The organism is Bacillus sp. PAMC28748 (assembly GCF_014250415.1).
Classification (GTDB): Bacteria; Bacillota; Bacilli; order Bacillales; family Bacillaceae; genus Bacillus; species Bacillus licheniformis.
In genome coordinates, this window is sequence record NZ_CP060192.1 from 1,189,713 (window position 1) to 1,213,471 (window position 23,759).

A 23,759-nucleotide genomic window follows, 5' to 3' on the forward strand; every position below is an offset into this window, starting at 1 on the left:
TCAGGGATTTATGCACCAGGCGCAACACCCGCGTCATCAAACCGGCGTTCCAGGTTGACGAACTTATTATATTCTTTTACAAAAGCGAGTGAGACGGTCCCGACCGGGCCGTTCCTTTGTTTTGCAATAATGATTTCAATGATGTTTTTATTCTCAGATTCTTTGTCATAGTAATCATCACGGTACAGGAACGCAACGATATCGGCGTCCTGCTCGATACTTCCCGATTCCCGGATGTCCGACATCATCGGACGCTTATCCTGGCGCTGTTCGACGCCCCGGGAAAGCTGTGAAAGGGCGATGACCGGAACTTCAAGCTCCCTCGCCAGCGCTTTCAGCGCACGGGATATTTCCGATACTTCCTGCTGGCGGTTGTCACTTGATCTGCCGCTTCCTTGGATCAGCTGCAGGTAGTCGATCAAAATCATGCCGAGGCCGTTCTCCTGCTTTAAACGTCTGCACTTGGAACGGATTTCGCTGACGCGGATTCCCGGTGTGTCATCTATGAAAATTCCGCTGTTTGATAAGCTTCCCATCGCCATTGTCAGCTTGCCCCAATCCTCTTCCGTCAGGTTTCCGGTCCGGAGATTCTGGGCGTTGATGTTGCCTTCCGCACAGAGCATCCGCATGACCAGCTGCTCGGCGCCCATCTCAAGGCTGAAGATCGCGACGCTTTCATCGGTTTTCGTCGCCACGTTTTGGGCGATGTTTAAGGCAAAAGCGGTTTTGCCGACTGACGGACGGGCGGCTACGATGATCAAATCGTTTCTTTGAAAGCCCGCCGTCATCCTGTCAAGCTCGGTAAAACCTGTCGGAATCCCGGTGATGTCCCCTTTTCTGTTGTGGAGCTGTTCAATATTATCGTAGGTTTGAACGAGAACATCTTTAATATTTTGAAAGGCCCCGGAGTTTTTGCGCTGGGCGACTTCCATAATCGTTTTTTCTGCTTCGCTTAAGAGGTCTTCGACTTCATCCTCCCTTGTATATCCGTCTTGGGCAATCGTCGTTGCCGTACGGATCAAGCGGCGGAGAATCGATTTTTCTTCCACGATTTTTGCATAATACTCTATATTAGCCGCAGTCGGCACAGAATTTGCAATATCCGTCAAATAAGAAATGCCGCCAACCTCTTCCAAAAGGTCCGTGTTCGCAAGCTCTGATGTCACCGTCACCAGGTCTACAGGCTCGCCGCGGTCTCCAAGAACAAGCATGGCGTTAAATATTTTTTGGTGCGACATTCTGTAAAAATCATCTGGAATCAAGACTTCTGACGCCAAAGTTAAAGCTGATGGTTCTAAAAAAACAGCACCTAACACGGCCTGTTCGGCTTCGATATTTTGCGGCGGCAGCCTGTCATTCAGAAGATCTGTCATGTTAAGCACCGTCCTCCCATTTAAAAATAACCCAACGTCTATTTTACCATTTTTACAGAAAAAAAATAGACTCTTGCAGAATCGCATGTTGTAGAAATATTTTCATAGAAAGGGAGAACAGCTGTCGGAATGTTTGCTTCCCTGATCTATACGGGAAACAAATCAGTAAACAAGTTTCGGGAGGTTGTTTTTCATGAAGGTTTATACGGTATCACCAAATGCCGAGACAGACGGGTGGTTTTTGAAACTGGAAGATACGGCGCCTGTTGAGCTTTATGATACAAGGACAGAGGCCGTGGAAAAAGGAGAAGAGATGGCGAAAGAGAACCGTCCTGCGAAGCTTGTCATCTATGACCGGCAGGACAACAAAGAAGACGAACGGTCTTATTAAACACCTCGGCCGAGGTGTTTTTTTAAAGATTCCACAATTAATCCACCCGGCTGTTCCAACTGTTTTTCAAGAGAATGCTGACCATCAAATCGGTCGCATGTTGGTACAAATCCCATTCTTCATAGGCCGCAAATTTCATCCGCAGCGTTTGCAGCACATTGCGCATATCTTTGTACTCTTCAAATGTGTAAAGCCCTTTTGCTCTGATCTGCTGTTCATACAATTTCTTTTTCAGCTCCGATATCGTCGATTTCAAGACGATCACCTCCGCTTTATTTATATCGCTTTTTTCTTTTTCTTCCAACTCACTTGTCATATGATGTTACAATATATATTGGAGTCAATATTCACTGTTGCGTACTCTGCGCGCTGGGGTACAATATAAAATGGAGGACTTTATGAAACCTTTACAAATTTCTGCCGAAACGGCGCAAAAACTTTCGGAAACCTTAAATCTTCCTCTTGAACAAATCATGCATTTGCCGCAGCATATCCTGCTTGCGAAAATTGCCGAAATTCAGAAGAAAGATCAATAGTAACCTTGGATGATGGTCCGGGTTTCTTTTTCATGTCACTTTTCCACCTGGAAGCAAAGGAGAATACAGCATGCATTACATTGACGCTCGACGCGCCCGTTTGAACAATATCTTTTTGATTGCAGGAATCATATTTATCGCTTTTAATTTAAGACCGGCTATTACAGCTGTCGGGCCATTGATCAGTTCGATCCGCTCGGATATGGATTTGACGAACGGCATGGCCGGCTTCTTGACGACGCTGCCGCTGTTATCGTTCGCCGTCCTGTCCCCGGTCGCCCCTAAGCTCGGACAGAAGCTTGGCAATGAGAGAACCCTCTGGGTCGGATTGGTCATCTTATTGATCGGAATTTTGCTGCGCTCTTACGGAGAATCTATTACATTATTTGCAGGAACCGCATTGATCGGAGTCGGCATCGCAATCTGCAATGTGCTGCTGCCCAGCCTGATCAAACATAAATTTCCTGACAAAGCGGGAATTATGACAAGTTTCTATACAACAGCCATGTCGATTTTTGCGGCGCTCGCATCAGGGATCAGCATTCCGTTGTCGCACGGCTTAGCGTGGGGATGGAGCGCGTCGCTCATGGTTTGGGCGGGCCTCGCGTTTGTTGCGATTTTGATCTGGGTTCCCCAGCTCCGCTATCATGATACGGGAAACCGCACGGTCAGCTTAAAGGCAGACGGCCAAACGGTCTGGCGCTCGAAAATTGCCTGGCAGGTCACATTCTTTATGGGCATACAGTCGTTTTTGTTTTACTGCACGATCGCCTGGCTGCCTGAAATTCTCCGCTCGCACGGGATGAGCATGTCGCTTGCCGGCTGGATGCTGTCGCTGATGCAGTTTGCCAGCCTCCCGTCGACATTTTTGACTCCGGTTCTCGCCGGGCGGTTTCAAAACCAGAAAAGCATCGTGCTCGCCCTCGGCATCCTATACTTGGCGGGGATGTCAGGGCTATTGTACGGAGGCAGTACAGCGATGCTGACGCTATGGGTCATTTTAATCGGAATTGGACAAGGGTCCAGCATCAGTTTAGCCTTGACTTTAATCGGGCTGAGAAGCGAAAATGCCGATCAAGCCGCGGCATTATCAGGGATGTCGCAATCCGCCGGATATTTGCTGGCAGCGATTGGTCCAAGCTTTGTCGGTTTTCTTTACGATCACATGCACTCATGGAACGGACCGATTTTACTGTTCATCGGCGCGCTGGTCGCTTTGATCGGTGCAGGACTCGGTGCGGGAAGAAATCAATATATCTATGCTAAAGCAGCATAACGAAGCCGGCAGATAAGCCGGCTTTTTTTGAATATAACCTGACAAACCAGCGGCCAAATAAACCGTGATGCCGTATGATCAGATTTGACAAAAATAATTCACTTATTGGTCTAGACAACTAGAGTTGTAATGTTCTATACTGATGATAACGTTTTCAAGAAAGGACTTTTGACTGTGAAAACCAAACCATCTCAACGCTATATTTTTAAACATCTTCATATTTACAGTGAAAATGGAATGATAGAAGACGGTTTTCTTCTGACGAATGGAGAAAAAATCGAGGCTTACGGACCAATGGCTGATATTCCAGCTTCCGCACAAACGGCAGAACAGCTGACATTTCCGGAGAACTTCAAAGTGCTGCCGGGCATGATCGATGTCCACATTCACGGGGCAAACGGCGCAGATGTCATGGACGGAACAGCCGAGGCTTTGCAAACAATGGCTGAAGCCCTGCCGAAAGAAGGAACGACAAGCTTCCTTGCGACGACGATGACCCAAGATAAAGCCACGATCGAGCATGCGCTGGCAAACGTTCACCGGTATAGGGAAGCCGGCGGACGGCCCGGAACAGCCGAAGTATTAGGCGTTCACTTAGAGGGCCCTTTTATTTCAGAAAAGCGGTGCGGCGCCCAGCCGCCGGATGACATTATAGCGCCGGATCTTTCGTTATTTAAAGAATGGCAGCGCATCTCAGGGAATAACATTAAATTAGTCACACTTGCGCCAGAGCTGGAAGGGTCTTTGGAACTAATTTCCTTTTTGAAGGAAACAGGGGTCATCGCATCCGCAGGCCATTCCGACGCCGGACTCAAAGAGATGGAAGCCGCGATTAAGGCCGGCCTCTCCCATGTCACCCATTTGTTCAACGGCATGCGGGGGCTGCACCACCGCGAGCCGGGGACTGCCGGTAGCGCTCTTCTGCATGATGAACTGAAGGCTGAAGTCATTGCCGACGGCATCCATGTTCACCCTGCCGTCATCAAGCTGGCATTTCAGCAAAAACAGAAAGAAGGCATCATTTTAATTACGGATGCCATGCGCGCAAAATGCTTGAAAAATGGAACCTATACATTAGGCGGACAGGAGGTGTTCGTAAAAGGCGAAAAAGCCGTATTACGGGATGGTACGCTTGCCGGCAGCATCTTGAAGATGAACCAGGCTGCACTGAACATGATGGATTTTACGGGATGTTCACTCGAAGATATCGTCTACATGACAGCAGTCAATCCTGCCAGACAGCTTCATATTTATGACCGGAAAGGCAGCATACGGAGCGGGAAAGATGCCGATTTGATCATTTTAAATGAAAAAAATGAAGTTGTGATGACGCTTTGCAAAGGCGTGATTGCTTTCAGCAAAAGGGAGGTTTCACCATGAAGATCATTGAAGCTAAAGATTATCAGGACATGAGCCAAACAGCCGCCCGATTCATCATCGAGCAAGTGAATCGCTTATCTGCACCTGTTCTCGGCCTTGCAACCGGAGGAACGCCTCTCGGCACATATCAGGTTTTAAGGGAAGATCATGCGCGTAATAAAACGACTTACAAGCACGTCTATACTGTTAACTTAGACGAGTATGTCGGCGTTTCCCCGGATCATGAAAACAGCTATACATTCTATATGAAAAAACAGCTTTTCGATCACATTGACATCCCGCTCAGCCACACCCATCTTCCGAACGGGATGGCTTGTGACCTGGATGCCGAATGCAGCCGCTATGAAGCGCTGATCGAGCGGCTTGGAGGCATTGATCTTCAAGTGCTCGGCCTCGGTTTGAACGGCCATATCGGATTTAACGAGCCGGGCACCCCATTTTCATCGAAAACGCATACGGTTGAACTGACACAATCAACGAAAGAAGCCAATGCCCGCTATTTTGATTCCTATGACGCCGTCCCGTCGCAAGCAATAACGATGGGCATTTCCACGATCATGAAAAGCAAGCAGATCCTGCTGCTCGTTTCAGGAGAGAAAAAAGCCGGCATCTTGGCGAAGCTGCTCACTGAAGAACCAAATGAAGACACCCCCGCTTCCGTCTTAAAAACGCACCAAGACGTCGTCATCATAGCGGACAGCGATGCTTTATCAATCGTGAAAGAAAGGGGTATGGCCTTTTGATCAAAAAAGATTCCCACATTCCGATTTACTATCAGATTGAGACCGAAATTAAAAAGCTTGCCGAAACAAAAGATTTGAAACCCGGCGACCTCATTCCTTCTGAAAGAGAGTTCGCAGAAAAATATGAGGTGAGCAGGATGACCGTTCGACAGGCGGTTAACAATCTCGTCAATGAAGGCATTCTCGTCCGGCAGCGGGGAAAAGGGACATTTATTGCCGAGCCAAAAATTGAGCAGCCTCTCAAAGGATTGACAAGCTTTTCCGAGGACATGAAATCAAGGGGCATGAGGCCCGGCACGAAAATGCTCGGCTTCGGCGTCATCCCGTGCGACCAGAGCACAGCGCGCAAACTGGAGATACGTGAAGGGGCTTCCGTCTATGAAGTCAAACGGATCCGCCTCGCCGATGACATCCCGATGGCTTATGAAATCTCCTATTTGCCCGCCGACTTCATTAACGGCCTGACCGAAGACATTATGAGCGCATCTTTGTACGACTATGTCGAAAATACGCTCTCCCTTACGATCGACCGGGCCGCGCAAACACTAGAACCGGCGATTGCCTCTCAGGCAGAGAGCGAGCCTCTCGACATAGAGGAAGGCGCACCAGTCCTGCTCATTGAACGCTTGAGCTATTTGGACGACGGCAGACCGTTTGAAGTGGTCAAATCCGTTTACAGAGGCGACCGCTATAAATTCGTCATTGATATGAAGAGGAAAGACCAATGAGGAAGACAGAGGATACGAACGACAAAAGCACAGCACTTGATGAAATGAATGCTTTAGATATCGTCACCTTGATGAATGAGGAGGATCACACAGTCCCTCGCGCCATTACGCCCTGCCTTCCCCTGATCGCTGAAGCGGCGGAGACGATTGTCAGCCGTTTTGAGCAAGGCGGAAGAGTGTTTACCGCAGGCGCCGGCACAAGCGGCAGAATCGCAGTTCTTGATGCCGCGGAACTGCCGCCGACCTTCTCTATTGACGAGAGCCGTTGGACCGGCCTGATCGCCGGCGGATATGACGCAATGTGGATGCCTCTTGAAGAAAATGAAGATGACCGTGAAAAAATCGTCGCTGACCTGAAAGCGCAATCATTCTCGAAAGATGACGTCTTAATCGGAGTCACTGCGAGCGGTTCGACCCCTTATGTCCTCGGCGCTTTATCCTATGCCAAACAGATCGGAGCCGCTTCTGTTTCGATCAGCTGCAACGCGGATACAGAAGCGGGCAAATTAAGCGATATCGCGATTGAGGTTCAAACAGGACCGGAAATTATCCGCGGTTCAACGCGGCTGAAAGCAGGAACCGCTCAGAAAATGATCTTGAACATGCTGTCAACAGCGGCAATGGTGAGGCTTGGCCGCGTCTATCAAAACGAGATGGTGAATATGAGGCTGCTCAATCAAAAATTAGCCGGGCGCGCTGTCACCATTCTGATGAATACCACCGGGTTATCGGAGGATGAGGCTCTGCAAGCTTTAAAAGAAAGCGGCAATGACATCAAGGCAGCGATCTTTATGACGTTGACAAACGGAACGCTTGAAGATGCCCGCCGCTGTTTATCCCATGAAAATGGACATTTGAAAAAAGCGATTCAATATCATCGAAAGGGGTTTTAACTATGTTGGGATTTCTTCAAAATATCGGCCGCGCGCTCATGCTGCCGATTGCCGTTCTTCCTGCTGCGGGCCTCCTGCTCGCACTGGGACGGGAAGACCTGTTAAACATTCCGTTTATCGCTGCTTCAGGACAATCAATTCTTGACCAACTTCCGATCATCTTTGCGATAGGCGTTGCGATCGGATTGTCAAAGGATGGCCACGGGGCCGCCGCTCTGTCCGGAGCCATCGGTTATTTTGTCCTGACAGGCGGCTTAGCAGCCATCAATAAGGACCTGAACATGGGAGTTCTCGGCGGGATTATTGCAGGCGTTGTCGCCGCCGTCATGTATAACCGCTTTAAAGATGCAAAGCTGCCTGACTGGCTCGGTTTCTTCGGCGGAAAACGCAGTGTTCCGATTATGACAGCCTTCTGTTCCATCATTCTTGCAGGCATTTTCGGCTTCGTCTGGATTTATGCACAGCAGGCAATTGACGCCATTGGAGGATGGATCATTCATGCGGGGGCATTAGGGGTCGGGATATTCGGTCTTTTAAACAGGCTGCTTTTGCCGCTCGGCCTTCATCACATCTTAAACAACATGGTCTGGATGGTCTTTGGAGAATTTGCAGGCAAAACGGGTGACATGAACCGGTTCTTTGCCGGAGATCCAAGCGCCGGCGCCTTTATGACAGGGTTCTTCCCGATCATGATGTTCGGTCTTCCTGCGGCGTGTCTGGCGATGATTGCCGCTGCGAAAAAGCATCGCCGCAAAGCAACGGCCGGGTTGCTGATCGGATTGGCGTTCACATCATTTTTAACCGGAATCACAGAGCCGATTGAGTTCACATTCATGTTCCTGTCGCCGCTTCTCTTCGGTATTCATGCCTTGTTAACCGCAAGCGCCATGACCGTGACCAATATGCTCGGCATCCATCACGGCTTTACCTTTTCAGCCGGGACGATCGACTATCTCTTAAACTTTGGAATCGCCACAAAGCCGCTGCTCTTGCTGCCGCTTGGTCTTGTTTACGGCATTATTTATTTCATCATCTTTTATTTCTTGATAACGAAGCTCAATTTGAAAACGCCTGGACGAGAAGATGACGATGAGCAGGAAAACACCGCTGTCAGCCCTGACACAGGATCGTCTAAATACGAAACCCTTGCGGACAAATACATCGAAGCGCTTGGCGGAAAAGAAAACATCGAGACGCTGAACAACTGCGTGACCCGCCTCCGCCTCAAGGTCCGCGATGCTTCCAAGCTGGATGAAAGCGCGATGAAATCCATGGGAGCGAAGGGATTCGTCAAGCTCAATCAGCACGAGGTGCAGGTGATCATCGGTACAGACGTCGAATTCTTGGCGAATGAAATGAGAAAACGTACGGAATAAAAGATAAGCCCCTTCTGAGGAAGGGGCTTTGTTACTTTATGATTGCTCTTTCACGTGAACTTTCAGTGTTGCTTGTACTTCCGGATGGAGCTTCACGGGAACATTCGTATATCCCAATGAGCGAATCGCATCGTTTAATTCGATTTTGCGTTTGTCGACTTTTAACTGATGGCCTTTTTGCAGCGCATCTGCAATTTGTTTGCTTGTCACGGAGCCGAATAAACGGCCGCCTTCTCCGGACTTGGCTGAAAGCTCCACCGTAATCTCCTCAAGCTGTTTTTTCAGCTCTTTCGCAGATTTTAGTTCTTCAGCCGCTTCTTTCTTCTCTTTTTTCTTCTGACCTTCAAGCGCGCTGATATTGGCGGATGTCGCTTCAACAGCCAGCCCTTTTTTGATCAAAAAGTTGTGCGCGTATCCATCCGCTACATTTTTCACTTCGCCTTTTTTCCCTTTGCCTTTAACATCCTGTAAGAAAATTACCTTCATTTCTGAATGCCTCCTTCGAAATACTCGTCAATCGCTTCTTTCAGTCGGCGGAGCGTTTCTTCAACCGTGATATCGGTCAGCTGTGTCGCAGCATTGGTTAAATGACCGCCGCCCTCGAGCGCTTCCATAATGATTTGAACATTTACTTCGCCGAGCGATCTTGCGCTGATACATACCGTGTTCTCGTCTCTTCTCGCCACAGCAAATGACGCTTCGACATCGCTCATAGACAGAAGAGAATCCGCGGCTTGTGCAATGATAACCTGGTCAAAGTATTCGTCCGCCTCATCGTCCGGCAGCGATGCAATGGCGATGCCGTTTTGATAAAAAACGGTATGCTGGATAAGCTTCGCCCTTTTAATATAATGATCGGCCGTTTCTTTTAAAAACTTTTGCACCAATACAGTGTCAGCGCCTTTTGCGCGCAGATAAGACGCCGCATCGAACGTACGGGAGCCGGTGCGCAGCGAGAAGCTCTTCGTATCGACAATAATCCCGGCCAAAAGAGCTGTTGCTTCGATCATGTTGATTTTTAAGCGCTTCGGCTGGTATTCGAGCAGCTCTGTCACAAGCTCCGCTGTAGATGAAGCGTACGGCTCCATATAGACAAGCAGCGGGTCTTTAATAAACTCTTCCCCTCTTCTATGATGATCGATAACGACGATATTTTCAATTTTATTGACCAGCCTTTCTTCAATGACAAAAGAAGGCTTATGCGTATCAACGATCACGAGCAGCGTGTCGTCTTTTGCGATCTCAAGCGCCTCTTCCGGCGTAATAAACCTGGACCACAGTTCTTCGTATTTTTTAATCTCCCCGATCAGTCTTTGAACACTTGAACCGATCTGATTGGAGTCGATCACGACAAAGCCGTCTTTGCCGTTTGCCTGTGCGACCTTCAAAATCCCGATGGCTGATCCGATCGAATCCATATCGGGAAACTTATGACCCATGATTATCACATTGCTGCTTTCAGAGACAATCTCCTTGAGCGCGTGTGAAATGACCCGGGCTCTGACGCGCGTCCGTTTTTCCATAGGATTCGTCTTACCGCCGTAAAACTTCACTTTCCCGTTCGGCTGCTTGATTGCCACCTGATCTCCTCCGCGTCCCAGCGCCAAGTCAAGGCTGGATTGCGCCAAATCGCCGAGCTCTTTCAACGAGGCAACAGATGCACCGATTCCGATGCTTAACGTCAAGGAAATGGTATGAACGGATGTCTTCTCCCGAACTTCATCAAGAATCGAAAACTTTGATGCTTCTAGCTCGCTTAAAATATGTTCGTTTAATACGCCGATGAACCGCTCAGAGGAAACCCGTTTTAAGAAAATGCCGTACTCTTGGGCCCACTGGTTCAAAAGCGATGTTACTTCACTGTTTATCGAGCTTCTGGTCTGGTCATCAAGCCCTTGCGTCACATCGTCGTAATTATCGAGAAAGATGTAGGCAAGAACCGTTCTTTCATTTTCGTATTGTTTTTCAATCTGCGTCTGCTCTGTGACATCAAAGAAATAAAGCAGCTTTTCTTCCCGTTTGATGACCACATTAAATTTCCGCTCATTCAGCGTAATCGTTTCTGTGTCCACTTCCTGCTTAATCAAAGGGACGACAGATTCACAAGTATCATAAAGCGACCGGCCGACGAGCGTATTTTCATTAAAGCATGACGCCATAAAAGGATTGGCCCATTCGATATAGTACTGATCGTTAAACAGCATGATCCCGATCGGCATTTCAAGCAGCGCCTCTTCTCCGACTTTTTTCAGACGATAAGACAGCGTCGATATATAATCGTCCAGCTCTTTTCTGATTTGGGAGTCGGCCCGCTTCAAAAAGTACAAAATGACACCCAGAATCAGAACGCCGGCCGCCCCTGCCACCCAATTAAAATAAATGTTGATGAGGACAGAAATGATTGTGACGACGATTAAAGAATATATGGGATATCGAAATAACGGTTTTTCATAAAAACTTGGCACTCAAATCAACTCCTCACCATTGGAGAACATCGCGGCTACGATTTTTTCACTCTTTCTCTCAAGTTAAAGCCTATATCAATTATACCTAAGATGCGAACAAGGTACAGCAGGGGCGAAAACAACCCGATAATTAAAAAAAGAACCGGCAGGACAGTTGGCAGTTTCTTGGCATGGCAAAAGTAAAACACAAATGAAAACCCTTGGATGACCAAGACAAAGCCCATGATGAGACTCGCATTTAACAGAACAGAGTAATATACACTGCCCTCTTCAACGGGAGCCAGCGACAGAAGAATCGTCAACAAATAGATCCAAATAATGCTTTGCGGAAGTCTCATATCCCTGAACGGTTTCAGAGACGGTATTTGTATGATGCGCCGAAGCACCGGCTTTGCGAGCAGATGATTCAAAAACGCAGTGATTCCGGAAAATATCACAATGGCCGTCGGATATAAATATTGCGCCTGTTTGAATTGCTCATTTAACAATTCAATCTGCTTAGCCACTTCTTTATCATTTCCAAACTGTTTGATACTCGATTCAAAGGTTTTGAATGTTTCATTATATGCTTGATTGGCCGTCTCTATTAAGTTTAATCCAAGAAACTGAATGCTGATGATAAGCAGCAGGACGAACGAAACCATATATGTAACGGCTGCTGCAGCAATCGCTTGGGCCGGCTCTTTTCTTCTGTAGTAAAAGCCCATGATCACGCCCGCGGCACTTACTGGAATAGCAAACATCAGTCCGCCTAAGGAACCGGCAATCAATGAAACGGGTAAACTGACCAACCCCACCGAAATCCCCGGCTTTAGACCGTGCCTGATCGTTTGAACCATTGCAGGCAGCGGCAGCGTCAATAAAAGAATGGTTCCGATGAAAGGAATATAGAGGCTGATCATCAGCAAAACGGCAAAAATACTGACCATGATAGCGCCTTCTACTAAAGCTCTTGTTTGTTTCACTTGTTCACCTCGTATGTTGAAATGTCATGAATCAAAAAGAGCAGCATAGACGACTGCTCTTTTCTAACGTCGCAATTTCATTTTCAAATAAAGACGATGAGATGAGCAGGTCTCGGCCTTCTCTCATTGTTTCTTTATTCTAACATAAGGTCAAATCGCAAGTAAAACGATCATAAGGCTTGAGAAAGCGAGTGAATGTTCCATGTGAAACAGTGTCAGTCGAGAAACCCCGATTTTTCTTTATTTTTCTTTCTCGCCTTTCTGATCAGCAACAATATAATCAAAACTGCGACCAGAAGCGTCACGCGAAGCCCTCCGCTCAAAAATAGAAAAAAGTCCTTCAACATATCCAACACATTGATCACCTCTCACTGTTGTCACTTAGATGCAAAAATCCCGTATTATTTGACTTCCCCTTTCCAAAACGGTCTAAAACGTCCCTCAGATTCTTCTTAACCTTTAGACGGTAATGGGCATATGCTGACTAAGAAAAAGCAATAAAGGAGAATATGAATGACAACAAAAACATTGGCTTGGCATGAAACGTTGGAGTTGCATGAACTAATCGCGGCACAGTCTGTCGGATTGGTGAAGATCAAGAAAAGCATGAAGAAAATCAGCGACCCTCAGTTAAGACAGCTTTACAGCGTGTCAGCAAAAGCAAAAGCATTGGAGCAAAATTTAAGAGAGCTTCTTCCCTTTTTGCCAAAAGCTCCGGCATTTCAGCGGGAGGATGAACGGGCTGACTTGTATTTTGATGCGGGTGATCTGTTGGTGCTGGCGAAAACGACCGTTCGAAACTATGCGATTGCGATCACGGAAACGGCGACGCCCGAGCTCAGGAGAGTGCTTGTTAAACAAATCAATGCGGCCATTAAGTTGCATGAACAAGTTTTTTATTTTATGTACCAAAGAGGCTTATATCCCGCCTATAACCTCGTCGACCTGCTAAAAGGCGACGCCATGCATGCGCAAAAAGCGATATCGATGAGATAAAAAAGCCAGCGAGGATAGAATCCTCACTGGCTCTGTTTTTTGCTATTTTACGATTAAAACCGGACACTTCACTCTTTTCGCCACTTTATGGCTGACACTTCCGAGCACCATTTCCTGCAAAGTGTTCAGCCCCCTGCTTCCGATAATCACGATATCAACATCATGATGGTTGGCGTACGATACAATGGCCGGGCCCGGATCCCCGTGCTGCATCGTCATTTGATAGGGAACGGCCGCCTGTTTTAATTTATTTTCTATCGACAGCAGCCTGCTGCGCCGTTCGCGTTCGAGTTCTGTACGGTTTTCGCTATGCAGGACTTCATGTTTTGCTCTCGCATAATCCAATACATAAATCATGTCGACGACCGCTTCGTTTGACATGGAAGCCAGATGAATCGCATGATCGGCAGCTCTTTCAGAATGCTTGGAACCGTCAGCAGCCAGCAGTATATGTCTATACACCCTTCATCACCCGTTTCTTAGTGATTTGACACTGAACGATGAGGTTGATCATAGGTTGCTAATTTTTCGACCAGCTTCCAGCTGGATTCATTTAATCCAATCAAGTCAACATCTATTCCTTGCTCTTTCATTTTCAAAACGACTTTATCGATAGCCGCCACAGCGGAATCATCCCATATATGGGCCTCAGAAAAATCAAGAATGACCTTTTTCGTTTGCTCTCCCGTTTTAAAGGAGTTTACGAAATCTTGAACCGATGCAAAGAAAACTTGTCCTTTGATGATGTACTTGACCGCGTTTTCTTCTGACTTTTCTTCAATTTTTAGTTTGGAGATTTTCGCTACGAAGAAGATTGCGCTTAAAATCACGCCGGCGAAAACCCCTTTTGATAAATCGTGGGTGGCCACAACGGTAACGACGGTTACAATCATGACAATGGAATCCGTCAGCGGCACCTTTCTTAACATGCTAAACGAAGACCAGTCAAACGTCCCGATCGATACCATAATCATCACGCCAGCCAAAGCTGCCATCGGAATTTGTACGACCCAGTCGCCCAGCACCATGATTAAAAACATTAAGAAGACACCGGCAACAAAGGTGGACAAGCGGCCTCTTCCTCCTGATTTTACATTGATCACAGACTGGCCGATCATCGCGCATCCCGCCATGCCTCCGAAAAAACCGGCGACAATGTTGGCGATGCCCTGTCCGCGGCTTTCCCTGTTTTTGTCGCTTTCCGTATCCGTCATATCATCAACAATAGAAGAGGTTAATAATGACTCAAGCAAGCCAACGATGGAAAGCGCAAAGGCTGTTGGAAAAATAATGGCCAATGTCTCAAAATTGAAAGGAATATTGGGAATCATAAAGGCAGGCAATGATTGCTTCATTTCTCCCAAATCACCGACAGTGCGCAGATCAAAATGACCGAAAATGGCAAATACAGTCATCGCAATAATGGCAACAAGTGCAGATGGAACGGCTTTTGTAAAGCGGGGAAGAACATAGATAATCAACAACGTAATACCGGCCACAACATACGTCATATTCGAAACTCCAACAAAATGAGGAACCTGCGCCATAAAGATTAAAATGGCCAGCGCATTTACGAAACCTACCATAACCGACCGCGGAATAAATTTCATAAAGCGCGCAATCTTCAGCACCCCAAATATTAATTGGATGATTCCCGTTAAAATCGTAGCAGCAAATAAATAATCAAGCCCGTGATCTCTGACCAAAGTTCCCATCAAAAGAGCCATCGCCCCGGTCGCGGCTGATATCATCGCCGGACGGCCGCCCGTAAAGGAAATGACAACGGCGATACAAAAAGATGCGTACAAACCTACCATCGGGTCTACACCCGCAATGATGGAGAACGCTATGGCTTCAGGAATGAGAGCAAGCGCTACGACGATACCCGAAAGGATATCCCCCCGTACATTAGAAAACCATTCGCTATTTAATTGTTTAACATTCAAAGATTCAACACCTCGTTCGTGATCATTTGCTTCTAACTCTCATAGAAGCCATCTGTTTTTAACATGTTTCACTTTAGCAAACCTGTATCAAAATGTCTATATGGTTTTTTTTGCCGCGGCCGTTTACTCCCCGCACTCCCGTGGAAATAAACACGAAGAAATTAAGAATGTAATTTTGAAAAGAGTCCAATCTAAGGATTAGAGGGGGTTTCAACATGGCGCAAGAGCTGGAAAAACGGCCGGGGCATACAAGATGGTATATTTCTTCTTTATTAAGCAGCATGATCATTTTAAATTACTTTGACCGTGTTGCCATTTCAGTCGCAGCTCCTGCGATACAGGATTCCTTTCAATTGACGGCAACCCAATTAGGCATCGTCTTTTCCATCTATACCTACTCATACACGCTGATGCAGATTCCGGTGGGGAGTCTCTTGGATAAGTACGGCGTTGCCTGGGTGACAAGGGTCGGAATGACCTTGTGGAGTTTTCTAACCATTATATTGGCTTTTTTACAGGGAAAACTGCTTCTTTATATTGTCAGATTTTTAATCGGGCTGACGAGTGCTTCAGCTTTTCCTGCCGCATCCAAAGCAACGGCCTTATGGTTTCCGCCTAATGAGCGCGGCCTTGCCAATTCCTTGTTTGACTCGGCAGCCAAGTTCGCGAATGTCATCGGCGCGCCTCTCGTAGCCTTTTTAGTTACGACATTCGACTGGCGAGCCGCTTTTTTAACGATCGGAATCATTAATGTACTGTTCACCGTATTTTTCTGGTTGTATTATGAACAGCCCGATCGGCACAAACGAATCTCAAAGGAAGAGCTCCATTATATTCAAAAGCATAATGCCGTATCAGAGGAAGATATCTCGGAACGGACGCTTATTGCTTTAAAAGCGATGCTGACAAACCGTAAAGTATGGGGGCTGATGATCGGATTTACGGGTTACGGCTATACATTCAACCTGCTCTTAACCTGGCTGCCGACCTTCTTTAAAGAAACATACGGAATGGACATTATGTCCTCAGGGCTGTTTACAGCGGTTCCCTGGCTGATATCGACGGTTTCCGGAATCGTTGTGGGCGGATGGCTCGTCGATTTTTTAATTCAAAAGGGGCATTCGAATACAAAGGTATACCAGACCATTATCGTAATCGGCATGAGCCTTGGATTTGCCTTTCTGGGAGCTGTTTTCACGCACAACATCACGATTGCGATCATTTGCATTTCCGTCGGCTTAGCCGGAATATCTGCGACCGCGCCTATCGGCTGGTCGATATCAGCCGATATTGCACCGGTTGGTTCCATCTCTCTGCTCAGTTCAATGGTCAATTTGGCAAATAACTTATTCGGAGGGATTATCGCGGTTTCATTAACGGGCTATCTGGTCGATGTGACCGGTTCATTTACGCTCAGCTTTTTAGTAGCCGGATTTGTATTACTGCTCGGGCTCGTGTTCTACCTCGCAGTCCTCGGCGATATAAAGCGAATTCGTATTGGCAAGCAGAAAACCTGAATGCTGAAGGAAACGACCCGGCTTTTGATAAATAAAAAAAGAACAAGACCGCATTGGGTCTTGTTCCTTTTATCGGCTTACTCGCCTGCTACGTATGGAAGTAAAGCCATTTGACGAGCGCGTTTGATTGCAACAGTCAATTTACGTTGGTATTTCGCGCTTGTTCCTGTTACACGGCGTGGTAAGATTTTACCGCGCTCAGAGATAAATTTTCTAAGAAGATCTACATCTTTGTAGTCGATGTGCGTAATGCCGTTGGAAGTGAAATAACACACTTTACGGCGTTTCGCACGACCGCCTCTGCGTCCTCCTGCCATCGTTATTTCCCTCCTTTCTGTTCTGGTTTTATTTTATTCGTCCGTCATCCATTAAAATGGCAAGTCGTCATCAGAGATGTCAATCGGCTTTCCATCATTTGCGAATGGATCGTCATTGAAGCTGTTGCCTTGATTGCGATTCTGATTGTTTTGACTGCCGCCGAATGGAGCCGGTTCATTTTGTCCGCCGCCAAAGTGTTGGCCTCCCTGGCCTCCGCTGTAACCGCCGGAACCAGAACCGCCGCCTTTAGGCTCCAGAAATTGAACACTTTCAGCTTGAACTTCCGTGACGTATACACGCTGTCCCTGCTGATTTTCATAGCTGCGCGTTTGCAAACGTCCATCTACACCCGCAAGACTTCCTTTTTTAAGGAAATTTGCAACGTTTTCGGCTTGTCTTCTCCAGACAACACAGTTGATGAAATCAGCTTCACGTTCACCCTGCTGATTCGTAAACGTACGATTGACAGCAAGCGTAAAGGTGGCAACAGCTGCACCGCTAGGAGTATAACGAAGCTCTGGGTCCTTTGTCAGTCTGCCGACTAAAACAACTCGGTTAAGCATATTGAGAGACCATCCTTTTGCTTTAGAGTATATAATTCAATTCTGTTTATTCTTCTTCTTTAACCACGATGTGGCGAATGATGTCGTCACTGATTTTAGCTAAACGGTCAAATTCTTGAACTGCTTCAGCTCCAGCTTGAACGTTTAAGATTTGGTAGAATCCGTCGCGGAAATCGTTGATTTCGTATGCAAGACGGCGTTTTCCCCAATCTTTTGTTTCAGTGATCTCCGCACCGTTAGTTGTTAAAATGTTGTTAAAACGCTCAACAACAGCCTTTTTAGACTCTTCATCAACGTCTGGGCGGATGATGTACATGATTTCGTACTTTCTCATTTGTATTTGCACCTCCTTTTGGACTAAGCGGCCCATTATATTGGGCAAGGAGCAATAATTCTATTACTCACAATTTTATATTATATCAAAGCTCTTGTCCTATTTCAACTGCGTTATACATTGAAACGGAAATGAATGACATCGCCGTCTTTAACAATGTATTCTTTCCCTTCAAGGCGGACTTTTCCGGCCTCTTTTGCTGCGGTCATGCTTCCCGCTTCAAGCAGATCGTCGTAGGCGACCGTTTCCGCACGGATAAATCCGCGTTCAAAGTCCGTATGGATGATGCCCGCACATTCAGGGGCTTTCATTCCTTTTTTAAATGTCCAAGCTCTGACTTCCTGTTCTCCCGCTGTAAAATAAGTAGCAAGTCCGAGGAGGGAGTAGGACGCTTTAATCAGCTGATCGAGACCGGATTCTTCAATGCCGAGTTCTTCAAGGAACATCGCCTTCTCTTCGCCTTCAAGCTCTGCAATTTCGGACTCAATCTTTGCGCAGACGACGATGACTTCCGCATTTTCAGCAGCTGCAAATTCCCGGACCTTCTGAACGTACTCGTTACCTGAAGGATCAGCCACTTCATCTTCGCTGACATTAGCTACATATAAGACAGGTTTTGTCGTCAGCAGATGAAGCTGCTTCAACACCTTTTGCTGCTCTTCGGAGAACTCGACAGAGCGGGCCGGCTTTTCCTGTTCAAACGCCTCTTTTAACTTTGTCAAAATCTCAAATTCAAACACGGCTTCTTTATCTTTTTGCTTGGCCATCTTTCCGACCCGCCCGATCCGCTTTTCCACGGTTTCAAGGTCAGCCAGTATCAGCTCAAGGTTAATCGTCTCGATATCCGAAATCGGATCTACTTTCCCGGACACGTGTGTGATATTGTCATCGGCAAAACAGCGGACAACATGGCAGATCGCATCTACTTGGCGGATGTGGGACAGGAACTTGTTTCCGAGCCCTTCTCCTTTTGATGCTCCTTTTACAATGCCTGCGATATCGGTGAATTCAAATGCGGTAGGAACGGTTTTCTTCGGATTGACGAGTTCTGTCAGCTTTTGCAGACGCTCATCAGGCACCTCTACGATCCCGACGTTTGGATCAATCGTACAAAACGGGTAGTTGGCCGATTCTGCCCCGGCCTGAGTAATTGCATTAAATAAGGTTGATTTCCCAACGTTAGGCAAACCAACAATCCCAGCTGTTAAAGCCATTGTTTCATCTCCTCTATAATGAACATCCGTGTGTAGTCGTAAATGTTAAACCTGCAACAATTATAAGGATGATTACAATAAAAGACAAGCTGACAAAACTTGCTTTTCAATCATACAAACTAGATGAAAATTCATTTTTCATTGAGACAGAAAAAAAGCATAAGGAGGTCCGCCAAGATTAACTTTCGGACTCCTCATGCTTAACTAATATCTTTTTCAGCTTTCTTTGAAACTCTTTGCGCGGGATCATGACGCTGTGTGAACAGCCCTCGCACTTGATCCGGATATCCATTCCCATCCGAATGATCTTCCAGCGGTTTGTCCCGCAGGGATGCGGCTTTTTCATTTCGACCACGTCATTCAGGCCAAATTCTTTATCGGCCAACATCGTTCACCTCTTTGCTTCCTTGTTGTGACCTTATTGTACAAAAAACCACGGTGAAAGGGCAATTCTTCACAATCTTAACTGTATTTATTTCCATTTACTCAAAATCGGATATAGTAAAATATTTACCAATAAATATAAATTCAATAATCCGTAAATTGGATATAAAAAAGCGATTAAATTTGAAAATCCGATTGACGTAAAAGGAGCCATGATCGAGAGAAGCAGGATGACGATCACCCATCTCGGCCAGTTCACAAAGGACAGAAAACGGCTGGACAGACCGAGAATGCTCGAGATCGTCGTCGTATAGATTGCGACGCAAAGTACAGCCGTCATAAAAATAAAAATCGGAAAAGGCGCGCCCTCCAAAACCGCGAATAAAGGAATTTCATAATGGGCCAGTTCACCGGCAAGCTCTACAAGGGTCTCATTGTACATGTATGAAATAGCCCCAAACACCAGGCCGCTTAATATGCTGGCAATCTTTGCTTCTCCGACCCCCTTCATCTCTTTGCCGACCGCAGATAATACAGCGACAACAGATAATATGTTCAGGGAAGTGAATGCGATGCCGGCAGGCCAGTTGTATTGATGAGTCAAGTTGAGCAGCCACGGCTGATGATGAGCTGTTTGAAAAGAAATCAGCGCATACAGCAGCCCCGCCACCAAAATCGGGATTAAGTAGCTATTAACGGACAATATGCCATTGAGCCCCCACAAAAACAACAACCCTGTGCATAAACAAAACAAGATGACGCCAGTCCAAAACGGGATATGAAAGATTTGCAGCGTTACCCCGCCTCCTGCAATCATCACAATCGTCGTCGTAAACAAATACAGGATGATCAGCACATCGTATACTTTAGCCAGCATCGGACCGATTAATGTTTCGAGCACAGGCAGAAAATGCTCTGATTTTTGTTCATAGCTGATCTTCATCACAATATAGGTTGACAGGCTGAACATGATCGTAAACAACAGGATAGCCAGTCCGCTTTCATCACCAAAAAACTGCCATATTTCCTGGCCGGATGCATATCCCGCACCTATTAAGCTTCCTAAAATAAGAAGCATCCACTTCATCCCGGCTCTCCACACGATTTGCTCACCCCAACAATATAGTTTTTAAGCTTGTTTCTCCGCTCATGACACTATATTGCCGGTCCTCTATAAAAATTCATGAAACCCTTTTCGACTTTTCTCTTACAAATGAATAAATTATATTAATATAACAAAATAGAATATCGTATCCTCTCTTAGTAAAGTATTTTTTCCGGCTGACAAAATCGACTCATCCAAAGCATAAAAAAAGAGACAGCTGGATATACTGTAAACAACCATACATACTCAAAAAACACACCAAGGCACTGCTGTTACCATGATGACAAGGATGTGAAGCCTATGAATCGAAAAGGCGGAATTTTTTCTCAAGAACCAATGAATGAATATATTTCTCATACGGATCCGCTAGCTGTTAAACAAATAGAGAAAGTCCTTTCCGTCTATTTAAAGGAAGCCGGAGACCGGCCCATCGTGATCGTTTGCATCGGTACAGACCGCTCGACCGGAGATTCGCTCGGTCCCCTCGTAGGAATGAAACTCTCCGCAAAGCAGCTGACACGTTTTCATGTCTATGGAACGCTTGCCGACCCGGTTCACGCCGTGAACTTAAATGAAAAGCTTGATCATATTCATCAGCAGCATCAAAATCCTTTTATGATCGCGATCGACGCCTGTCTTGGACGAACCAAAAGCGTGGGGTCTTTCCAAATCGGCAAAGGGCCTTTGAAGCCGGGAGCAGGCGTTCAGAAAAGTTTGCCGGAAGTCGGCCACGTGCATATTAACGGAATTGTCAATGTCAGCGGTTTTATGGAGTATTTTGTCCTGCAAAATACAAGGCTCAATCTTGTCATGAGCATGGCAAATGTGCTTGCGGACGGGCTGTCGCATCTGGAAAAGACCGGATCGCAGCGGCGCCATGTGTCACCAATTGAAAGAATGACCGGAAGAATGTCATAAAAAAACCATCTGTACATGATCAGATGGTTTTTAAGCTTATGCGTCTTCTTGAGCCAATAATTCGAGAATACGCTCCAAGTCTTCATTTGAGTAGAATTCGATTTCGATCCTGCCTTTTTTCTTTTGCTTTTTAATGGTCACCGGTGTTCCAAAATAGTTTCGCAAATACGATTCCCGTTCCTTGATCACTGCATCTTTGACTTGTTTCGGCTTCTTTGTTTCACGTGGAACATCAGCGTTCAACTGTTGAATTAACTTTTCCAACTGGCGGACGTTCAACTGTTCGGACACGACCTTTTGAACAAGCGGCTCAAGCTTTTTCTTGTTTTTCAATCCAAGCAATGTTCGGCCATGGCCCATCGATAACGTGCCGTTGTCGATTAACTTTTGAACGTCTTCAGGAAGTGTCAGCAGCCGCAAGTGGTTGGCGATGTGAGGCCTGCTTTTTCCAAGCCTTTTCGCCAGCTGTTCCTGGGTCATATCGAGATGTTTGAGCAAAGATTCATAGGCTTTTGCTTCTTCAAGCGGAGACAGGTCTTCTCGTTGAAGATTTTCCAATAGGGCAATCTCCATCATCAGGGATTCCGACAGCTCGCGCACAATCGCAGGAATGGTTTCCAATCCGGCCTTTTCAGCAGCCCGGAAACGGCGTTCTCCGGCCACAATGTCATAGCCTTTAATTGACTTTCTGACGATGATGGGCTGCAAAACACCGTGCTGCAAAATGGACTCCTTCAAATCTTTTAACGATTGGTCATCAAACGTTTTTCTTGGCTGATAAGGGTTGGGCCGCAAGTCTTGCAGCTTGATTTCCTCAACCGTTTCTTCGGATAAATCAACATTTGAAAACAATGCATTAATCCCTTTTCCGAGACCTTTAGGCATTCGCAGCCACTTCCTTTGCTAATTCTAAATAGACTTCCGCTCCTCTGGAACGGGGATCATATAAAATGATCGGCTTTCCATGACTCGGCGCTTCACTGAGCCGGACATTCCGGGGGATAACCGTTTTGTATACTTTATCGCGGAAGTACTTTTTCACTTCTTCGATGACCTGTATGCCTAAATTCGTTCTTGCATCAAGCATTGTCAGCAATACGCCGTCGATCATCAGATCCGTATTTAAATGTTTTTGCACGAGCCGGACAGAGTTGAGCAGCTGGCTCAGCCCTTCCAGCGCATAATACTCGCACTGGACCGGAATCACGACGGAATCGGAAGCCGTAAGCGCATTGATTGTAAGCAGCCCTAATGACGGCGGGCAGTCAATAATCATGAAATCATAGTTTTGTTTGACCGATTCCAAAGCCCTTTTCAGCCGGACTTCTCGGGAGATGGTCGGAACAAGTTCAATTTCCGCCCCCGCAAGCTGGATCGTTGCAGGAATGACATCCAAGTTTTCTACGGATGTTGTTTTGATGACATCTTTCACATCTGCATCATCTACTAATATATCGTACACACATTGATCAACATCAGCCTTTTCAACGCCGATACCGCTTGTTGCGTTTCCTTGCGGGTCTATGTCGACTAACAAAACCCTTTTCCCGATGTAAGCTAAGCAAGCTCCCAGGTTAACAGAGGTTGTCGTTTTACCAACGCCACCTTTTTGGTTTGTGATCGCAATAATTTTCCCCACAATGTCACCTACTTTCACATTGAACAAGTTTCTCTCATTTCTCTATTTTAACAAAAAAAGAATCGGCCGTTTGCTTTTTTTGAGTTTTTGTTTTTTGAAAGAGATCTGTTTTGTTTATTTTTCGACAAAAAGAAACAGTTTTTTTATCTTAGAAAAAAGAGAAGAAACGCTCAAATAAAGTGAAAGATAGTTTTAATTTTATATCAGTATAAAAAATCCCCCCTGTGTTGGGGGGATTTCAATCAATCTGCTGCGGGCATTTTCCGGGTGGCGATGGCAATCCTGTTCCAGGCATTTATTGTGACAGCTGCCATGATCAGTTCGGCTGTTTCAGCTTCTGTAAAATGGGTCCTGACTTCGTTGTATATTTCATCCGGCAACCCGTGCTCGCCGATTCGCGTAACGGCTTCAGTCAGCGCCAATACAGCCCGCTCTTTTTCCGTGAAAAAAGGCGCTTCCCGCCACGCATTGAGCGCATATATCCGCTGTTCCGTTTCCCCGTTCTGTCTTGCATCCTTCGTATGCATATTTAAGCAGAAAGCACATCCGTTCAGCTGTGAAGCCCGGATTTTGATCAGTTCCTTTAAAATGGGGTCAATGCCAGAAGAAGCCTGCGCTTTTTCAAGCTCCAGCATTCCTCTGTATCCCTCAGGATTTACTTTTTCCATTAGAAATCTCGTTTCCATGTCTATTCCTCCT

Annotated in this window: 28 protein-coding genes; 11 read left to right on the forward strand and 17 right to left on the reverse strand. The window is 46.3% G+C overall.

Going from position 1 to position 23,759, the window contains the following annotated elements:
- Nucleotides 1-8: 8 nt before the first annotated feature.
- A complete protein-coding gene (gene dnaB / locus H7F26_RS06000; protein ID WP_003177980.1) occupies nucleotides 9-1,373 on the reverse strand; it encodes a replicative DNA helicase in 1,365 nt (454 codons plus the stop codon).
- Nucleotides 1,374-1,566: 193 nt separating this feature from the next.
- Here dnaB and H7F26_RS06005 point away from each other — a divergent pair, with 193 nt between their 5' ends.
- The gene (locus tag H7F26_RS06005) at nucleotides 1,567-1,764 is read left to right on the forward strand and encodes a DUF2188 domain-containing protein (RefSeq protein ID WP_003177982.1); all 198 of its coding nucleotides are present in this window, start codon (nucleotides 1,567-1,569) and stop codon (nucleotides 1,762-1,764) included.
- A gap of 37 nt (nucleotides 1,765-1,801) precedes the next feature.
- Here H7F26_RS06005 and H7F26_RS06010 read toward each other — a convergent pair whose 3' ends face one another.
- Nucleotides 1,802-2,029, reverse strand: a complete 228-nt coding sequence (locus H7F26_RS06010; protein ID WP_369878904.1) for a hypothetical protein — start codon at nucleotides 2,027-2,029, stop codon at nucleotides 1,802-1,804.
- Nucleotides 2,030-2,162: 133 nt separating this feature from the next.
- Here H7F26_RS06010 and H7F26_RS06015 point away from each other — a divergent pair, with 133 nt between their 5' ends.
- The 7 genes from H7F26_RS06015 (at nucleotide 2,163) to nagE (ending at nucleotide 8,696) form a co-directional block, all read left to right on the forward strand.
- Complete coding sequence (locus tag H7F26_RS06015) at nucleotides 2,163-2,300, forward strand: YycC family protein (protein WP_009330022.1); 138 nt, start codon at nucleotides 2,163-2,165, stop codon at nucleotides 2,298-2,300.
- A 70-nt stretch (nucleotides 2,301-2,370) separates the two neighbouring features.
- The gene (locus H7F26_RS06020) at nucleotides 2,371-3,576 is read left to right on the forward strand and encodes a CynX/NimT family MFS transporter (protein WP_003177989.1); all 1,206 of its coding nucleotides are present in this window, start codon (nucleotides 2,371-2,373) and stop codon (nucleotides 3,574-3,576) included.
- Between the two features lie 129 nt (nucleotides 3,577-3,705).
- Nucleotides 3,706-4,956 (forward strand): N-acetylglucosamine-6-phosphate deacetylase, encoded by a 1,251-nt coding sequence (gene nagA / locus H7F26_RS06025; RefSeq protein ID WP_016885627.1) that lies wholly within the window; start codon nucleotides 3,706-3,708, stop codon nucleotides 4,954-4,956.
- Nucleotides 4,953-5,699 carry a glucosamine-6-phosphate deaminase gene (gene nagB / locus H7F26_RS06030; RefSeq protein WP_003177993.1) on the forward strand — a complete coding sequence of 249 codons (747 nt, stop codon included), beginning with the start codon at nucleotides 4,953-4,955 and terminating at the stop codon, nucleotides 5,697-5,699. The genes nagA and nagB overlap by 4 nt, the downstream gene beginning before the upstream one ends.
- Nucleotides 5,696-6,427: a GntR family transcriptional regulator gene (locus H7F26_RS06035; RefSeq protein ID WP_003177996.1), complete on the forward strand. Its 732-nt coding sequence runs from the start codon at nucleotides 5,696-5,698 to the stop codon at nucleotides 6,425-6,427. The genes nagB and H7F26_RS06035 overlap by 4 nt, the downstream gene beginning before the upstream one ends.
- Nucleotides 6,424-7,320, forward strand: coding sequence for an N-acetylmuramic acid 6-phosphate etherase (murQ, locus tag H7F26_RS06040; RefSeq protein WP_016885626.1), 897 nt, complete (start codon nucleotides 6,424-6,426; stop codon nucleotides 7,318-7,320). Before H7F26_RS06035 ends, murQ begins: the two co-directional genes overlap by 4 nt.
- A 2-nt stretch (nucleotides 7,321-7,322) precedes the next feature.
- Nucleotides 7,323-8,696: an N-acetylglucosamine-specific PTS transporter subunit IIBC gene (gene nagE, locus H7F26_RS06045; RefSeq protein WP_003178000.1), complete on the forward strand. Its 1,374-nt coding sequence runs from the start codon at nucleotides 7,323-7,325 to the stop codon at nucleotides 8,694-8,696.
- Nucleotides 8,697-8,732: 36 nt separating this feature from the next.
- On the opposite strand, the gene rplI is transcribed toward nagE, so the two are convergent.
- From rplI to H7F26_RS06065, 4 genes are all read right to left on the reverse strand, one after another.
- Nucleotides 8,733-9,182 (reverse strand): 50S ribosomal protein L9, encoded by a 450-nt coding sequence (gene rplI / locus H7F26_RS06050; protein WP_003178003.1) that lies wholly within the window; start codon nucleotides 9,180-9,182, stop codon nucleotides 8,733-8,735.
- Complete coding sequence (locus tag H7F26_RS06055) at nucleotides 9,179-11,161, reverse strand: DHH family phosphoesterase (protein ID WP_009330027.1); 1,983 nt, start codon at nucleotides 11,159-11,161, stop codon at nucleotides 9,179-9,181. The genes rplI and H7F26_RS06055 overlap by 4 nt, the downstream gene beginning before the upstream one ends.
- Nucleotides 11,162-11,196: 35 nt before the next feature.
- Nucleotides 11,197-12,126: a YybS family protein gene (locus tag H7F26_RS06060; RefSeq protein WP_003178006.1), complete on the reverse strand. Its 930-nt coding sequence runs from the start codon at nucleotides 12,124-12,126 to the stop codon at nucleotides 11,197-11,199.
- A 215-nt stretch (nucleotides 12,127-12,341) separates the two neighbouring features.
- Entirely contained in the window at nucleotides 12,342-12,473 is a 132-nt protein-coding gene (locus H7F26_RS06065) for a hypothetical protein (RefSeq protein WP_229098623.1), read from the reverse strand.
- Nucleotides 12,474-12,639: 166 nt separating this feature from the next.
- On the opposite strand from H7F26_RS06065, the gene H7F26_RS06070 reads away from it, so the two are divergent.
- Nucleotides 12,640-13,122, forward strand: coding sequence for a spore coat protein (locus tag H7F26_RS06070; RefSeq protein ID WP_003178010.1), 483 nt, complete (start codon nucleotides 12,640-12,642; stop codon nucleotides 13,120-13,122).
- 42 nt (nucleotides 13,123-13,164) lie between these two features.
- Here the strand turns inward: H7F26_RS06070 and H7F26_RS06075 are convergent, their stop codons facing one another.
- Both H7F26_RS06075 and H7F26_RS06080 read right to left on the reverse strand, forming a co-directional pair.
- Nucleotides 13,165-13,584, reverse strand: a complete 420-nt coding sequence (locus H7F26_RS06075) for a universal stress protein (RefSeq protein WP_003178013.1) — start codon at nucleotides 13,582-13,584, stop codon at nucleotides 13,165-13,167.
- Between the two features lie 17 nt (nucleotides 13,585-13,601).
- Nucleotides 13,602-15,068, reverse strand: a complete 1,467-nt coding sequence (locus H7F26_RS06080; RefSeq protein ID WP_003178015.1) for a SulP family inorganic anion transporter — start codon at nucleotides 15,066-15,068, stop codon at nucleotides 13,602-13,604.
- Nucleotides 15,069-15,283: 215 nt separating this feature from the next.
- On the opposite strand from H7F26_RS06080, the gene H7F26_RS06085 reads away from it, so the two are divergent.
- A complete protein-coding gene (locus H7F26_RS06085) occupies nucleotides 15,284-16,585 on the forward strand; it encodes an MFS transporter (protein ID WP_009330030.1) in 1,302 nt (433 codons plus the stop codon).
- Between the two features lie 77 nt (nucleotides 16,586-16,662).
- Here the strand turns inward: H7F26_RS06085 and rpsR are convergent, their stop codons facing one another.
- From rpsR to H7F26_RS06115, 6 genes are all read right to left on the reverse strand, one after another.
- Entirely contained in the window at nucleotides 16,663-16,902 is a 240-nt protein-coding gene (rpsR, locus tag H7F26_RS06090) for a 30S ribosomal protein S18 (protein WP_003178022.1), read from the reverse strand.
- A gap of 51 nt (nucleotides 16,903-16,953) precedes the next feature.
- Nucleotides 16,954-17,466, reverse strand: a complete 513-nt coding sequence (gene ssbA, locus H7F26_RS06095) for a single-stranded DNA-binding protein SsbA (protein WP_003178024.1) — start codon at nucleotides 17,464-17,466, stop codon at nucleotides 16,954-16,956.
- A 46-nt stretch (nucleotides 17,467-17,512) separates the two neighbouring features.
- Nucleotides 17,513-17,800: a 30S ribosomal protein S6 gene (rpsF, locus tag H7F26_RS06100; protein WP_003178026.1), complete on the reverse strand. Its 288-nt coding sequence runs from the start codon at nucleotides 17,798-17,800 to the stop codon at nucleotides 17,513-17,515.
- 113 nt (nucleotides 17,801-17,913) lie between these two features.
- A complete protein-coding gene (ychF, locus tag H7F26_RS06105; RefSeq protein WP_003178027.1) occupies nucleotides 17,914-19,014 on the reverse strand; it encodes a redox-regulated ATPase YchF in 1,101 nt (366 codons plus the stop codon).
- 178 nt (nucleotides 19,015-19,192) lie between these two features.
- Entirely contained in the window at nucleotides 19,193-19,399 is a 207-nt protein-coding gene (locus H7F26_RS06110; protein WP_011201785.1) for a DUF951 domain-containing protein, read from the reverse strand.
- 87 nt (nucleotides 19,400-19,486) lie between these two features.
- Nucleotides 19,487-20,500, reverse strand: a complete 1,014-nt coding sequence (locus H7F26_RS06115; protein ID WP_003178030.1) for a YkvI family membrane protein — start codon at nucleotides 20,498-20,500, stop codon at nucleotides 19,487-19,489.
- Nucleotides 20,501-20,803: 303 nt separating this feature from the next.
- Here H7F26_RS06115 and yyaC point away from each other — a divergent pair, with 303 nt between their 5' ends.
- Nucleotides 20,804-21,421, forward strand: a complete 618-nt coding sequence (gene yyaC, locus H7F26_RS06120) for a spore protease YyaC (RefSeq protein ID WP_003178032.1) — start codon at nucleotides 20,804-20,806, stop codon at nucleotides 21,419-21,421.
- 36 nt (nucleotides 21,422-21,457) lie between these two features.
- On the opposite strand, the gene H7F26_RS06125 is transcribed toward yyaC, so the two are convergent.
- The 3 genes from H7F26_RS06125 to H7F26_RS06135 form a co-directional block, all read right to left on the reverse strand.
- Nucleotides 21,458-22,306, reverse strand: a complete 849-nt coding sequence (locus tag H7F26_RS06125) for a ParB/RepB/Spo0J family partition protein (protein WP_003178034.1) — start codon at nucleotides 22,304-22,306, stop codon at nucleotides 21,458-21,460.
- Nucleotides 22,299-23,060, reverse strand: a complete 762-nt coding sequence (gene soj, locus H7F26_RS06130; protein WP_011201786.1) for a sporulation initiation inhibitor protein Soj — start codon at nucleotides 23,058-23,060, stop codon at nucleotides 22,299-22,301. Before soj ends, H7F26_RS06125 begins: the two co-directional genes overlap by 8 nt.
- A gap of 242 nt (nucleotides 23,061-23,302) precedes the next feature.
- Nucleotides 23,303-23,746 carry a carboxymuconolactone decarboxylase family protein gene (locus tag H7F26_RS06135; protein ID WP_003178038.1) on the reverse strand — a complete coding sequence of 148 codons (444 nt, stop codon included), beginning with the start codon at nucleotides 23,744-23,746 and terminating at the stop codon, nucleotides 23,303-23,305.
- Between the last annotated feature and the right edge of the window lie 13 nt (nucleotides 23,747-23,759).